This window comes from Clostridiales bacterium, assembly GCA_030016385.1.
GTDB lineage: Bacteria > Bacillota > Clostridia > Clostridiales > Oxobacteraceae > JASEJN01.
The window spans coordinates 1-13268 of sequence record JASEJN010000009.1 but is presented as its reverse complement, the minus strand read 5'-3'; the positions used below and the strand labels follow the sequence as shown (position 1 = coordinate 13268).

General features: G+C 38.4%; 11 protein-coding genes and 1 pseudogene. 5 read left to right on the top strand and 7 right to left on the bottom strand.

Annotated elements, in window-relative coordinates:
- Positions 1-28 precede the first annotated feature (28 nt).
- The 3 genes from QME45_03585 to QME45_03575 all read left to right on the top strand — a co-directional run bounded on the left by QME45_03585 (position 29) and on the right by QME45_03575 (position 4103).
- Positions 29-1345 carry a YheC/YheD family protein gene (locus QME45_03585; protein MDI6617745.1) on the top strand — a complete coding sequence of 439 codons (1317 nt, stop codon included), beginning with the start codon at positions 29-31 and terminating at the stop codon, positions 1343-1345.
- 219 nt (positions 1346-1564) lie between these two features.
- Entirely contained in the window at positions 1565-2785 is a 1221-nt protein-coding gene (locus tag QME45_03580; GenBank protein MDI6617744.1) for a S41 family peptidase, read from the top strand.
- 55 nt (positions 2786-2840) lie between these two features.
- Positions 2841-4103 (top strand): PDZ domain-containing protein, encoded by a 1263-nt coding sequence (locus QME45_03575; GenBank protein ID MDI6617743.1) that lies wholly within the window; start codon positions 2841-2843, stop codon positions 4101-4103.
- Between the two features lie 49 nt (positions 4104-4152).
- Here the strand turns inward: QME45_03575 and QME45_03570 are convergent.
- From QME45_03570 to QME45_03560, 3 genes and pseudogenes are all read right to left on the bottom strand, one after another.
- Positions 4153-4290, bottom strand: a pseudogene (locus QME45_03570) (glycosyl transferase).
- Positions 4268-5077 (bottom strand): hypothetical protein, encoded by an 810-nt coding sequence (locus QME45_03565; protein ID MDI6617742.1) that lies wholly within the window; start codon positions 5075-5077, stop codon positions 4268-4270. Before QME45_03565 ends, QME45_03570 begins: the two are co-directional and overlap by 23 nt.
- A 14-nt stretch (positions 5078-5091) precedes the next feature.
- Entirely contained in the window at positions 5092-5775 is a 684-nt protein-coding gene (locus QME45_03560) for a class I SAM-dependent methyltransferase (protein MDI6617741.1), read from the bottom strand.
- Between the two features lie 274 nt (positions 5776-6049).
- Here QME45_03560 and QME45_03555 point away from each other — a divergent pair, with 274 nt between their 5' ends.
- Together QME45_03555 and QME45_03550 are read left to right on the top strand one after the other, a co-directional pair.
- Positions 6050-7417, top strand: coding sequence for an N-acetylmuramoyl-L-alanine amidase (locus tag QME45_03555; GenBank protein ID MDI6617740.1), 1368 nt, complete (start codon positions 6050-6052; stop codon positions 7415-7417).
- Positions 7418-7422: 5 nt separating this feature from the next.
- On the top strand, positions 7423-7746 hold the full coding sequence (locus tag QME45_03550; protein MDI6617739.1) for a phage holin: 324 nt from the start codon (positions 7423-7425) through the stop codon (positions 7744-7746).
- 136 nt (positions 7747-7882) lie between these two features.
- Here the strand turns inward: QME45_03550 and QME45_03545 are convergent, their stop codons facing one another.
- The 4 genes from QME45_03545 to QME45_03530 all read right to left on the bottom strand — a co-directional run bounded on the left by QME45_03545 (position 7883) and on the right by QME45_03530 (position 13102).
- Positions 7883-8863: a hypothetical protein gene (locus tag QME45_03545; GenBank protein MDI6617738.1), complete on the bottom strand. Its 981-nt coding sequence runs from the start codon at positions 8861-8863 to the stop codon at positions 7883-7885.
- A 299-nt stretch (positions 8864-9162) separates the two neighbouring features.
- A complete protein-coding gene (locus QME45_03540) occupies positions 9163-10920 on the bottom strand; it encodes an ABC transporter ATP-binding protein (GenBank protein ID MDI6617737.1) in 1758 nt (585 codons plus the stop codon).
- Positions 10917-12653, bottom strand: a complete 1737-nt coding sequence (locus QME45_03535; GenBank protein ID MDI6617736.1) for an ABC transporter ATP-binding protein — start codon at positions 12651-12653, stop codon at positions 10917-10919. Before QME45_03535 ends, QME45_03540 begins: the two co-directional genes overlap by 4 nt.
- Positions 12654-12658: 5 nt before the next feature.
- Positions 12659-13102: a MarR family winged helix-turn-helix transcriptional regulator gene (locus QME45_03530; protein MDI6617735.1), complete on the bottom strand. Its 444-nt coding sequence runs from the start codon at positions 13100-13102 to the stop codon at positions 12659-12661.
- Positions 13103-13268 lie beyond the last annotated feature (166 nt).

The window sequence follows — 13268 nt, the reverse complement described above, 5'->3', positions numbered from 1 at the left end:
CCGGCTTGTATAAGGAAGGTGGTAGACAGTGTTCTATAGAGTATTGAAAGATATGGGCTCAACGGGGAAAATATTTATGCCTGCAAACCTTATCGCAAAGCTTAAATATAAGAATATCAACATTTATGCCGGTTTGAAGATGGAGGGAGTAAAATTAGAAGCGGACGATAGGTTGCCCGAAAATCGGATCAGACTTTCGAGAGATGTCATGGATAAAATGGGGCTGCCTGAGAATATAAACTATCAGATCATGCCATGCATGGGCGGCATTTGCATAGGCCCTGTCATAGGGCTTTTGATGTCGAGGACCAAAAGGGGGATTACGGAAAGATTCCTGCACGATATGCTTGACTATACACTGCCATACGGCAGGATAGGCGGGTTGCTTTGCATAATGAGTTTAAATAAGCTTGATTTTAAGAATAAGCTGATAGAAGGCTATTATTATAACCCCGGGACGGGCAGAAAATGGATAAAAGCCGTGCTGCCATTCCCTTCGACGATATATAGAAGGGTTATTTTGCCAAAATATATGGAATTGAAGTTAAAAAGGGCAACAGGCAATTGCATTTTCAATACGGGATATTTTAATAAATGGGAATTCTGGAAGATGGCTTCAAGGTCGGAGTATGTGAAGAAACACATACCCCATACTATTATGTATGATTTCTTCGGCAATGTGGAAGATATGCTTGACAAATACGGTAGCGTATATTTAAAACCGGTGTTTGGGACACTCGCCCGGGGATTGATTAAAATAGATAAAAAAGATGGATACTATTATGTAAAAAATAAAGTAGAGAATATAGATTTACATTTCGGGAAAAGTGATGAAGCCAAAAGATATGTAAATCGTTATACAGGAAGGACTTCCTATATAATACAGCAGGCCATAACTCCCTTAAGAATAAATGACAGGTCTATGGACTTCAGGGTTGTAATGCAAAAGGATGAAACAAAAAAGTGGATATGCACGGGGATAGTAGGTTTCCTGGGAATAAGAGGCAACATATGCTCCAACTGGGGCCTGCAGGCGGCATTTGAAGATCTTCTTTCAAAAGCCGCAAAATTAAGTACTGATGAGATTGCTAAATTGCGCAAGGAAGTTATAAATGTATGTACAGGCGTATGCAGGACGATAGAATCATCGGGAGAAAATTACGGAGATTTAGGTTTTGATATATTAATCGATAGTAATTTAAAAATATGGGTTCTGGAAGTGAACAAAAGGCATTTCCATGTCGTGCCTCTATGGATGAACGATACCGATATGTATTACAGGATAAAAAGCAATCCTGTAAAATATGCGGCCGCGCTCTCCGGATTTGAAGTTTCGTCAAATTAAAGTTGATTTAGCGAATTAAAGGTTAATATATTCAAGTCACTAATATAAAATTTAATATAAATAAAGCTCCGGGATGCATACAGATTATACTGCAAAAAAATATGCATCCGGAGCTTCTTTTATTTTTATTTAGTGTTTGTTATAATGTAAAAGTGAACAAAATAAAATAAATACGGATATGAATAATGTTACATTTCTAAATAGGACATTCGAGGTGTTATGATGATTAAGAAAAAAAATGCTGTAATATTCCTGGTTGTCGCTTTAATTGTTACAAACTCCATTACTTTTTTTTTAACGAATAAGATAGATTTATCCATGGGCAATAAATACATTATAACAAAGCATACTTACGATGAGATTACTCAGTTCAGCAAGATGTTCGCAGTAAAAGACATGCTTGAAAAAAATTACGTAAGCAAAATCGATGAGAGCAAACTTGCCGAAGGTGCTGTAAGAGGACTTGCATCTGGTGTCGGTGATCCATATACGGTATACTGGGATCCCAAGGATTTTCAGGCTAATACTATAACCACGGAAGGTGAATATGCGGGTGTAGGTTTAGTTGTAGAAGCGAAGGATGACAATATACTTATCGTGTCCACTATCGAAGGTTCGCCTGCTGAAAAGGCGGGAATAAAATCAGGAGATTTAATAATAGGGATAGACAATAAGGCTGTTTCGGGAGACAGCCTTGACGATGCGGTTTCATTGATGAGGGGAAAGGCCGGTACGCCTGTTAAAATAACCATACTAAAGCAGGGCCAGTCGCAGCCTTCCGATATCAATATCGTAAGGGCCAACATAGTGATGAAGTCAGTTTCCGATAAGACCGTTGGCAATGATATAGGTTATATTAAGATTACTGCCTTCCAGAAAAATACGGCTCAAGAATTCATCGATTCGTTGAAGGATCTTCAGAATAAGAACATAAAAGGTCTTGTAATAGATTTAAGGAATAATGGCGGTGGCCTTTTGGACCAGTGCACAGAGATAGCTGATACGCTTATCGGGAAAAGTACGATTGTTTACACCATAGACAATAAAGGCAAAAAAGATGTAATAACATCGGATAAAAATAAAATAAATGTACCATATGCAATACTCGTAAACGGTTATACGGCAAGCGCGTCAGAAGTGGTGTCCGGCGCTGTCAAAGATACTCATTCGGGAGTTTTAGTGGGAACAAAGACATTTGGAAAGGGAATCGTACAGACCATACTTCCATTTAAAATGCCTGGCGAAAAGCAGGAATCCGCTTTAAAGGTGACGACTGCGAAGTATTATACCCCAAGTGGCGTATGCATACAGGGAATCGGGATACAGCCAAATTATACGGTGGATCTTCCGGACAATTTAAAGCAAAAACCGGAACTTACCTTGCAGGAGGATGTCCAGCTTCAAAAAGCAATGAGCGTCGTAGAGAGTGAGCTCAAATAAAAATGCGGTCTTTCTATGGGCTGTTTTTTAAACAGGTATTAAACGGGGTGGAGAAATGGATATATTAGCAATGATAAATCTTTGTATAAGGACTGTTTCTGCAGCAGTGCTGTCACCTGGCGCAAATTTCATATATGTGGTGTTTATCATTATAATATTTACACAATATAAAAAAGTAGTAAGGTTGCAGGAATATATATATAACAAACCCAAGACGCCTACGAGCAACCTGGTGCTTACGTCTGTACTTTCAGGACTGGTTGCAGGGATTGTAATAAGCATACCCATGACTCTTATGGGGATTACCTTCAGCCAGGATATGGGTATCCAGTATCTGATATTGATTTCACTTATACTGATGTTTATAGAGCCGAGATTCATATGCTTTTCTTATTCAGGAGGAATACTGTCAATCGCAGGGCTTTTATTCAATATAAAAGGGATAGATGTAACAGGGATAATGATACTTGTCGGAATGCTTCACCTCCTTGAGGCCGTCTTAATTTATATAGACGGTTACAGGGGTGCGGTACCGGTATTTCTCCAAAGGGAAGATGGCAAAGTGGTCGGAGGTTTTACAATGCAGCGATTCTGGCCGATACCCATTGCACTTGTGATGTTTGTGGGATTTTCATCTGCCAAATCCGGCGCTTCTATTTCGACTCCTGATTGGTGGCCGGTTATAAAGCCATTTATGGATCCATCAAACATCAAGAACGCATTGTTTCAGGCATTCCCGGTATCGGCGATACTCGGTTACAGTGAATTTACATCTTCCTGCCTGCCTCGTGAAAAATGCAGGAAGTCGGCTATAAGGCTTATGATTTTCAGTGTAATGCTTTTATCCATTGCCATTTCTTCTTCGTATGTATATGCACTAAAGTATGTTGCGGCTCTCTTTGCACCCTTTGCCCATGAGTATCTTATAGAGCATGAAAGAAAAAGTGAGAGAAATAAGGGCTCGATATTCAGTGCCCCGCCGTTAGGAATAAGAGTACTTGACACCATACCAGGCGGACCGGCCGAAATGATGGGTATTAAATCCGGTGATACCATACTTTCGATAAATAACAGGACGATTGTCACTGAAGAGGGGATGAACTGTTTCTTCAATGATTTTGTTACATTTATATGGGTTGATGTGAAGGGAATCGATGGAAGGGTAAGAACCCTTGAATATAAGGATTACAAGAACGGGATAGACGGCCTCGGTATTTTGACCGTACCTAAGTCCACAGATGGATTGGTCACAATAAGGGAGCAAAAAAGCTTTGTAAAAAGAATCTATGACAGATTAAAAAATAAGCCGGACGTGTAAAGCGGCTTATTAATTGTAATATTCTTCAAATGTGAATATACACGCCCGGTTATTTCTTGATTTTTTCAAAATATTTTCGGTTATAAAGTATTTGAGGACTGTCAGGTATATATTTTGCTGCAATTTCGTTATGCTTGCAGGCTGTCTCATACTGACCCAGTCGGTCATAGCAGACACAAAGTTGCAGGAGGAACAAATTCGACTCCGATTATAGCAATAAGAGCATTAGGAAACGACATTGCTGTTTTCATTATAAGGTTCTGATCTATCCAGGATGCCCATGCACCGGCATAGCAAATAATTGGGCCGTTATGACCTAAATATTCAGCAGGTTTAGGCGGAGGATTACTCAAACTTTTTTGAAAGTGAGAAATATCACATCCGTTTGGTATCAAGAAACTCGGCTTATACGGGTAACTTAAGTCTATGTGTTTTTTCAATGCTTTTGATGTTGATACTACTGCGTTTGCCTCCCTGACGATTTTGTCTAAAAAAGGTGCCCAGGAAGGAAAGTCATCGATATAATCGTATACTATAAAATCAGGATTATACTGATACAGAAATATATGAAGTTTTGACCATGAAACCCACAGCAATATTTTTTTCCCCTGAGCCTTTATATATGGGACGGTTTCCTTGATAAATTTTTTATTATCGTTTATAACGGTCAGGTTATCGGATACTTTAATAGGGTCATGATCTGTCAACTGGCTTTTATTGCAGTAATATACATCAAAGCCATTTTTCGCGAATTGCTCCATCAGCTGTTGAGGCCTCTGTTTCATCCAGTCCCAATCTAGCGTCGGCGGGTAAATAACTGCTATATTTGAAAATGATGATTTATCATTATTATAATCAAATTTGGGCTTGGATACGATATTTTTATTCATTATATACCGGAATTCTAAAGGCATAAACATATGTTTGATATCATCATATTGTGATAAATTTAAAAATGTATTTTGCCTTTTCATAAATATTCCCCCTTTCATTTTTTTACAAGCTTGATATTGAAATGGCGGCTTTCGGTTTTCTGCAATCTTGAAATTGAAAATCCTGTTTTATCAAATATATCCAAGAGTTCCCTCTTGTTAAAAACATATATATGGCAATCCCTTATGGGGATTCCCTTTTTAGGGGCGGGCATATTTTTGTAATTTCTGTAGTAATCGGGCCTGCCATAATATTCCGCATCAGGGGTGCTTAAGAATAAAGAACCATTATCAGATAATGCTTCTCTTATTTTTATCAAAGTAGGTAAGGGGTTGAAATTAAAATGTTCTATCACTTCAGTAAGCAGTATGATATCGAATTTAAAGTTCCATGGGATACGGTCGGTTTCGATATTGCCTATCTTAAAGTTCAGATTGTATTTATCGATGATTTTTTTGCTTAAATAAGCATTTATAAAATCCATGCAGCAAACATTGCATTTATACAACAATTTTGCAGTAATCGATAGTGTTCCATAACCGCATCCTATATCCAGTATATTTTTTATTCTATTATTGGATTTTTCATCGAGCATCCACGATGGTATACATGGCCAGTATTTTTTTTCTTCATTCATATATGCCAACTTATAATATCCATTCTCGCATAATTCCAATATATCCGACTGTACAGATGATATAATTTTCCATATTGATTGTTCATCAGGATAATTGCTCATGATCGTCACTTCCCTGTATTATAATATGTAGGACTTATTTGATGGTTATATTTAATTTACTATGTTGTGTTATTAATTGCGGTAAAAAATGCTCACCATGGTGGGGTATGCATTATACCCCAATTGCGAGCATTGCTGCATGAATTGAAGACTGTTTTTTATTATCCGTTGACAAAAGATATATGCTCGAATAGTATGTACTGGAGGATGCTTCTACAGTAAATACAGTATCCGGTGTCCAACATATGTAAATGTACGGCGGGGGGTGAAATTTTTGAAGATATGTATTGATCCAGGACATGGCGGAAATGATCCAGGTGCCCTTGGCAGACAGTCAAAAGAGAAGGACATAAATCTTGCTCTTGCATCAAAGCTGGAACAAAAGCTTACAAAAAGCGGAATACAGGTAGTAATGACAAGGACTTCCGATGCGACTTTAGACTTGCAGCAAAGATGCGATATTGCAAATAAGGGCAATTGCGACTATTTTATGAGCATTCACTGCAATAGTTTCAATAATGCTTCGGCAGCCGGTACGGAGGCGTATTACTATAAAGGGAGCAAAGCCGGACAGGAACTTGCAGGCAAAATATTGAACGCCGCAGTGGAGTCAGGGCATCTTAAAAATAGAGGTGTTAAGACAGCAGGTTTTTATGTCCTTAAATTCACTAAAATGCCTGCAGTTTTGCTTGAAACAGCATTCATATCAAATCCTGACGAGGAAAAGCTCCTGCGAAATGATAGCTGGCAGGATGGTGTTATGAAAAACATCGCAATAGCGGTATGTAATTATTTAAAAATAACACCGAATGTTGAGGATATATTATACAGAGTATTAAACCAAGGCGTACAGGTTGGAGCGTTCAAGATAAAGGAGAATGCGATAAGGCTTGCAGAGGAAGTGCTTGCCGAAATAAGCAGCGGAAATGTGAAAGTAGTTGCATCAAACGGAGTTATAATATTTGACAAGGTAAAGGAGCCTGAAAGTTCTAATACAGGCCCTGTATCTGATGCTGCGGTTCATCCGATAACCGATTTGAGAAGGGCCAGCGCAGAGCAGATGGAATCTTTTCTGCACAAGATAAATCCAAATGCCCCGTATATCGCACAAAAATATATAGATATGGGCATGAAGGAAGGCATAAGGGGTGATATAGCTTTTGCACAGGCGATAAAGGAGACTAATTATTTCAGGTTCACAGGCAGTGTAAAGGCTGAACAGAATAATTTTGCCGGACTCGGAAGCATATCGGCAGGGAATTCAGGAGCTTCATTTAAAACAGTGGATGAAGGCATTTTAGCACATATACAGCATCTTAAAGCTTATGCGAATACGGAACCTTTAAAGACGAGTCTTTTGGACCCTCGATTCAATCTTGTAAAAAGAGGGACCGCACCGGGTTTTGAGGACTTGGACGGGAAATGGGCGGTACCTGGCAGCGGATACGGCCAGAGCATTATAAATATATGGAGAAGAATACTTGATGAACCAGTGTCGGATAAGAACGAAGATAGCGGGACTGTAAGCGATGTACATGACAAAATAGCAGACAAAAAACTAATAGAAGAATTTCAGAATATGATAAAAGAGTTAAGCAATTTTGTTGAAAAATTAAAGGGAATAGCAAATAATAAGGAGTGAATAAGATGGACCAGCAACTATTGCTTCAGGTGCTGCTTATAGTTGTTCAGCTTGCGATTATAGCTATAGGAGGATATGTCATAAGCTATCTCAAATCAAAAATAGGCACTGAAAATCTTGCACGCTATTATACTATAATAAGCAACATAGTGAGGGGTGTCGAACAGACATTCGGAGGCGGAAACGGTTCGGATAAAAAGGCCGAGGCAGTTCAGCTCATAAAAAAAGCGCTGGGAAATAAGTTGACGGATGAACAAATAAATTTGCTTATAGAATCCGCAGTATTTGAAATGAACAATCTGCTTAAAAGCAGCGGAGTCACAGAGTAGTGAAGTTACGCCATGTAGGGTATGCCGGTAATAAAGTTGTTTTTAGCCAATAACCGCATAGGGTAATGCCAAAAGACAGCCCCGGCGGTTATTTTTTTTGTTTTAATGAAAAGGATGCAAATAGAAAAAGCAGAGATTAAAATATCTTTATATTGCTTAAAACGGATTTTATTCTGTAATTCAGCTGTTTTTTCTTTTTTCTTTCTTCCTCTTCAATATAATTTTTCAAATCGTTGTTTTCCTTGAGGAGCGATTTCAATTCCTGATCCACAGCCATATTGGCATGCTCCAGTATGTTTACTTTTTTTTCAGACTTATCGAGTCTGGCATTAAGTATCGAGATATAAGATTCCTTATCTTTTAAAGCGTTTTCAAGGGATTTTGCTTTTTCTTGGTTTTGCCTGAGCTTGTATTCGATAAATTTTATCTTCTTCGATTTGGAATATGTTTCATCTTCAAGCTTTTTATTTGTTTCAATTAATTCCGAGGCTCTTTTTAACATGCTGCCTAGGTTGCTTATATATGTATCGAGTTCATTTTGTCCGTCATGCTTTGGAGCAATATCCGGAAGTTTATATTCAACTATATTGCTTTGCATATTATTTTGCGCATGCTCACTCGAAAAGAGCTGTATGCTGTCAAGCTTCATTACATCTTCTTCGATCAGGAAGCTGTTAATCGAGGCTTCAACGCTTACGGTGGCTTTTTTAAAGGATATATCAATATCCGTACTGTACTTGATATCCTTTATGAAGTTTTTACATTTTGTTTTTTCCAAATTAAGCGTGCCGGAAAGCACATCGTAATCTTTTATATTTATATCAAATACTTTGCTTATCATATCCTTGCGTATGCAGTATTCCGACGTATTATCCTTATTCTCGCATTCAAATAATATTATTAGAGCAAAGTTGAAGCATATTATAACTTTGTTGTCGGTTATAACAGATCTATCCTTGATATCTTTGATTGTGCAATATAATATATCGGTTAGTTTTTGGTCGCCCGAGGTGATATCGCTGTACTCGCCATAAAGAAGGGATATATTCTGCGAATAGTGCCTTGCCTTTATGACATCAGATAGATAGACGGCATCTTTTTGCTTTTCATTTTCCAAATGAATCACCCTGCTTTAAAATATAGGTGCGTATTTTATATTTGAAGAATATTTATACACCCTTAAAATATCTCTTATTAAATATATGATGCATGTCCTTTAAATAAAACCATGATTATTAATTGCTCCGGTTATTTTCAATGTCATAAAATATACTATTTTGTCACAATAATTGAAAAGTGTCCATAATATGTAGTGAGGAAAATAAAAAAACTCTCCCTCCCTCTTTATTGGGTATATGATGCCATATTGTCTTTATGAAATATGGCATCATTGCCGTAAGAGGTGAGGCTTAGAGATTATTCAAGCTCGAAAGCGCCGGTATATAGCTTATAGTATATACCCTTTTGTTTGAGAAGCTCTTCATGGCTGCCTCTTTCAATTATTTGTCCGTGGTCCAGTACCATTATGGCATCTGCATTTCTTACAGTTGATAGCCTGTGGGCGATAACAAACGTGGTGCGCCCACGCATTAGGCCGTCCATGCCTTTCTGGATGTTTCTCTCCGTCATGGTATCGACCGAGCTTGTGGCCTCGTCGAGTATAAGTATTGGAGGGTCTGCAATTGCAGCACGGGCAATATTTAAAAGTTGCCTCTGTCCCTGGCTTAAGTTGGAGCCGTCGCCTTCAATCACAGTGTCATAACCGTGTGGCAGCCTTCTTATGAAAGAATCAGCATATGCAAGTTTTGCAGCTTTGATTACTTTTTCATCAGTTGCGTCAAGCCTTCCATACCTGATATTTTCCATTATGGTGCCGGAAAACAGATGGGTATCCTGAAGAACCATCGCTAGGGATTTTCTAAGGCTGTCCTTTTTAATATTGTTTATATCTATGCCATCTATATATATGTTTCCCTTATCTACGTCATAAAACCCCGTAAGAAGGTTTGTTATAGTAGTCTTGCCTGCACCGGTTGCACCGACGAGGGCGATCTTTTGCCCTGGTTTTGCATACAGGGATATATCCTTCAGTATCGTATCGATGTGGTCATAACTGAAGGTTACATGATCAAAGACCACATATCCCTTTACATTTTTAAGCTCGACAGGATTTTCAGAATTATCTCTTTCAGGGCTTACATCCATGATTTCAAAGATCCTTTCGGCGCCCGCAAGAGCTGATTGGATGGCATTAGCCTGATTGGCCAATTCGTTTATCGGCCTTCCGAATTGCCTTGAGTACTGGAGAAATACCATAAGCCCTCCGAAATCAAGGCCGGTTTTGACTGCCAGTATCCCTCCGACAGCGGCAGTCAAGGCATAATTTATGGCGTTAATGCTTACCATTATGGGCATTATAGCCTGGGAGTAAAGCTGTGCTCTAAATGAATATTTATTCAGCTTGCTATTTAGTTTGTTGAATTCTTTTTCAACATTATCTTCAAATGAAAACACTTTTACAACTTTTTCTCCGGAAATTACCTCTTCCATATACCCGTCTATTTCGCCCAGAGCTTTTTGTTGGGAAGAAAAATAAGCCCGGCTTTTCTTCATCAATGTTTTTGCGATCAGCCGCATCAAAGGTACCATGACGAGCGTTACAAGCGTAAGCAGCGGACTTATAAAAAGCATGAGGCATAGTATACCCGTAACTGTGAAGATACTTGAAAGTATCTGGGTTATGCTGTTGTTCAGCGATTCACTGATGTTATCTATATCGTTTGTGAACCTGCTCATGATCTGCCCGTGACTTGTCGTATCGAAAAATCGTACGGGAAGCTCCTGTACCTTTGAAAATAGCTCCTGTCTTAAATCGTTGACTGTTTCCTGGGAAACGTCGATCATTATATAGTTCTGCAAATAAAGGGATACGACTCCGGACAAATATATCAAAAGAAGCACAAACATGGCGCCGATTAATCCCTTGATATTTCCAGGTACAATGTAGTTGTTTATAACAGGTCTTAAATAGTAGTTGCCGCCGACTGCTGAAATTGTATTTATCAACACAAGCAAAACTACCATGCATAGTTTAAGTCTATGCTTCATAAGGTATCTGCATAATCTCAATAATGTTTTTCCGCCGTTTTTAGGTTTGTTGCGTCTATCCGTCATTGTGCAATCACCTCTTTCGATTGCTGTGAATAATATATTTCCTGATATTCCTTGCTTGTTTTCATAAGTTCACCATGAGTACCCTCCCCCACGATTTCTCCTCTGTCCAGCACTATTATCTTATCCGCCGACTGCACGGAACTTATCCTTTGAGCTATTATAAATATGGTCGTGCCTTTAAGCGCTTTTTTAAAGGAGGCCCTTATCCTGGCTTCGGTTTCGGTATCCACAGCGCTGGTAGAGTCGTCAAGAATCAGTATTTTAGGTTTTTTAATCAGGGCTCTTGCGATGCTGATCCTCTGTTTCTGTCCTCCTGATACGTTCACTCCGCCCTGGCCTAGTTCTGTATCATATTTGTCCGGAAAGGCGGATATAAAATCATCAGCCTGGGCATATTCTGCAAATTTTTTTACTTCATCATCCGCAGCTTTTATATCGCCCCATTTTATATTATCCTTTATTGTCCCGGAAAACAGGACGTTATTCTGCAGCACAAAACCTATACCCTGCCTCAGATTTTTTATCTTGTAATCTCTTACATCTGCTCCGTCTACCAGCACCTGCCCTTCCGATACGTCGTATAGCCTCGGTATAAGCTGCACAAGGGACGTTTTTCCTGAGCCTGTAGCACCTATTATGGCAATTACCTGTCCCTTTTGAGCTTTGAAACTAATATTTTTAAGCACGTAATTATCGCTTTTGTTATACTTGAAGTATACGTTTTTGAACTCTACTGTTCCGTTTTCTATCATCTTATCCGATGCATCCTTTTTATCGGCGATATCGATATCCGTATCCAGGACCTCTATAACGCGGTCCGCCGATGCGCTTGCTCTTCCGGAGAGTATTATTACAAATGAAAGAAGCATCAGGGAAAATAGTATCTGGGTTACATAGCTTATAAAGGACATAAGTTGTCCAACCTGCATGGAACCGTTCATTACTCTCCTGCCTCCAAACCAGATTAAGGCTATTATAGACAGGTTCATTATGAGCGTTACAACAGGCATATTCATAATAACCGTATGCACTGCTTTTTCAGCCGTCTCTTTCAGATCGTTACTGGATTTTGCAAATTTTTTCTTTTCGAAATCCTGCCTTACAAAGGACTTTACGACTCTGACGTTTATAAGATTTTCCTGTATGTTTGCATTTACCGTGTCGAGTTTTCTCTGTACAGTTTTAAAAAGCGGGAAAGCCCTTGATAAAACCGTATAAATAGCAAATGCTAAAACAGGTATTGCCACTGCAAATATGAGAGCAAGCTTCGGATTGATGCTGAAAGCCATTATAAGACCAAGGATAAGCATCAGCGGAGACTTGAACAGCAGCCTTAGCGCCACAACTACTAAAAGCTGTATTATGGTCATGTCGTTGGTGAGCCTTGTTACTAAAGAGGCGGTGCTGAAATTATCTATGTTTGAGAATGAAAATTGCTGTATTTTATGAAACAACAGCTTCCTGAGGTCCGTTACAAAGCCCACGCCGCTTTTAGAGGCGAAATAAACGTTGGCTGTTCCGCCCATAATGGCTATTATGCCCATCATCAGCATAAATCCTCCCATTTTGAATATATAGGGAAGGTTTTTCTTTGCTATTCCTATATCGACAATTTTTGACATAAGTGTAGGCTGGATAATTTCCCCCAGAACATCGAACAGCATAAAAAAGAATGCCAGAAATATATACTTTTTATAAGTTTTCAAAAAAGGCAAAAATCTTTTATATTTCACTTGATCTACACCACCAATTCCTTATCATCCATATTTTCGAGATTTGCTATTATCCTTTTATAATAATTTTGGAGATTCTCTATTTCTTCATGATTAAATCCCTCATACATTTTTATATTTATACTTTTGAATATTTTTTTGCATTTGTCTATTACGATGATTCCCTTATCGGTCAGGGTTATAATATTATTCCTGAGGTCATTTCTGTCAGGGACTTTTCTTATTATTCCGCATTTTTCCATTCTTTTTAACGAAACGGTGATGGTTGCATTGCTTACATTCAAATAATCGGACAGTTCCTTCTGATTGCATCCATTTTTTTCATACAGGTGGAAGAGAAGCCTTGGCTGGCCGTTATACAGCCCGATATTTTTCAGTATCGCCGATACTTTACGTCTGTATAATATCCTTATGCATCTGTCCAATTCATTAATATTTGCAGTGTCCATGTTAAAAAAAGCACCTCCTTATAATAATAGTTAGCCGGTTAAATTTTAACCGGCTAACTATTATTATACTACCGCAGATTTAAATTTCAATGCAAAAATTTATCGAAGCTTCAATTCGCAATATGAAATCAGCATAAATAGAATTATGTTATTTTGAGCGACGAAT

What these genes read in the sequence shown, in the direction of transcription:
- QME45_03580 (MDI6617744.1), top strand. Translation starts at nt 1,565, where the DNA reads ATGATGATTAAGAAAAAAAATGCTGTAATATTCCTGGTTGTCGCTTTA.
- QME45_03575 (MDI6617743.1), top strand. Translation starts at nt 2,841, where the DNA reads ATGGATATATTAGCAATGATAAATCTTTGTATAAGGACTGTTTCTGCA.
- QME45_03565 (MDI6617742.1), bottom strand. Translation starts at nt 5,077, where the DNA reads ATGAAAAGGCAAAATACATTTTTAAATTTATCACAATATGATGATATC.
- QME45_03560 (MDI6617741.1), bottom strand. Translation starts at nt 5,775, where the DNA reads ATGAGCAATTATCCTGATGAACAATCAATATGGAAAATTATATCATCT.
- QME45_03550 (MDI6617739.1), top strand. Translation starts at nt 7,423, where the DNA reads ATGGACCAGCAACTATTGCTTCAGGTGCTGCTTATAGTTGTTCAGCTT.
- QME45_03540 (MDI6617737.1), bottom strand. Translation starts at nt 10,920, where the DNA reads ATGACGGATAGACGCAACAAACCTAAAAACGGCGGAAAAACATTATTG.
- QME45_03530 (MDI6617735.1), bottom strand. Translation starts at nt 13,102, where the DNA reads ATGGACACTGCAAATATTAATGAATTGGACAGATGCATAAGGATATTA.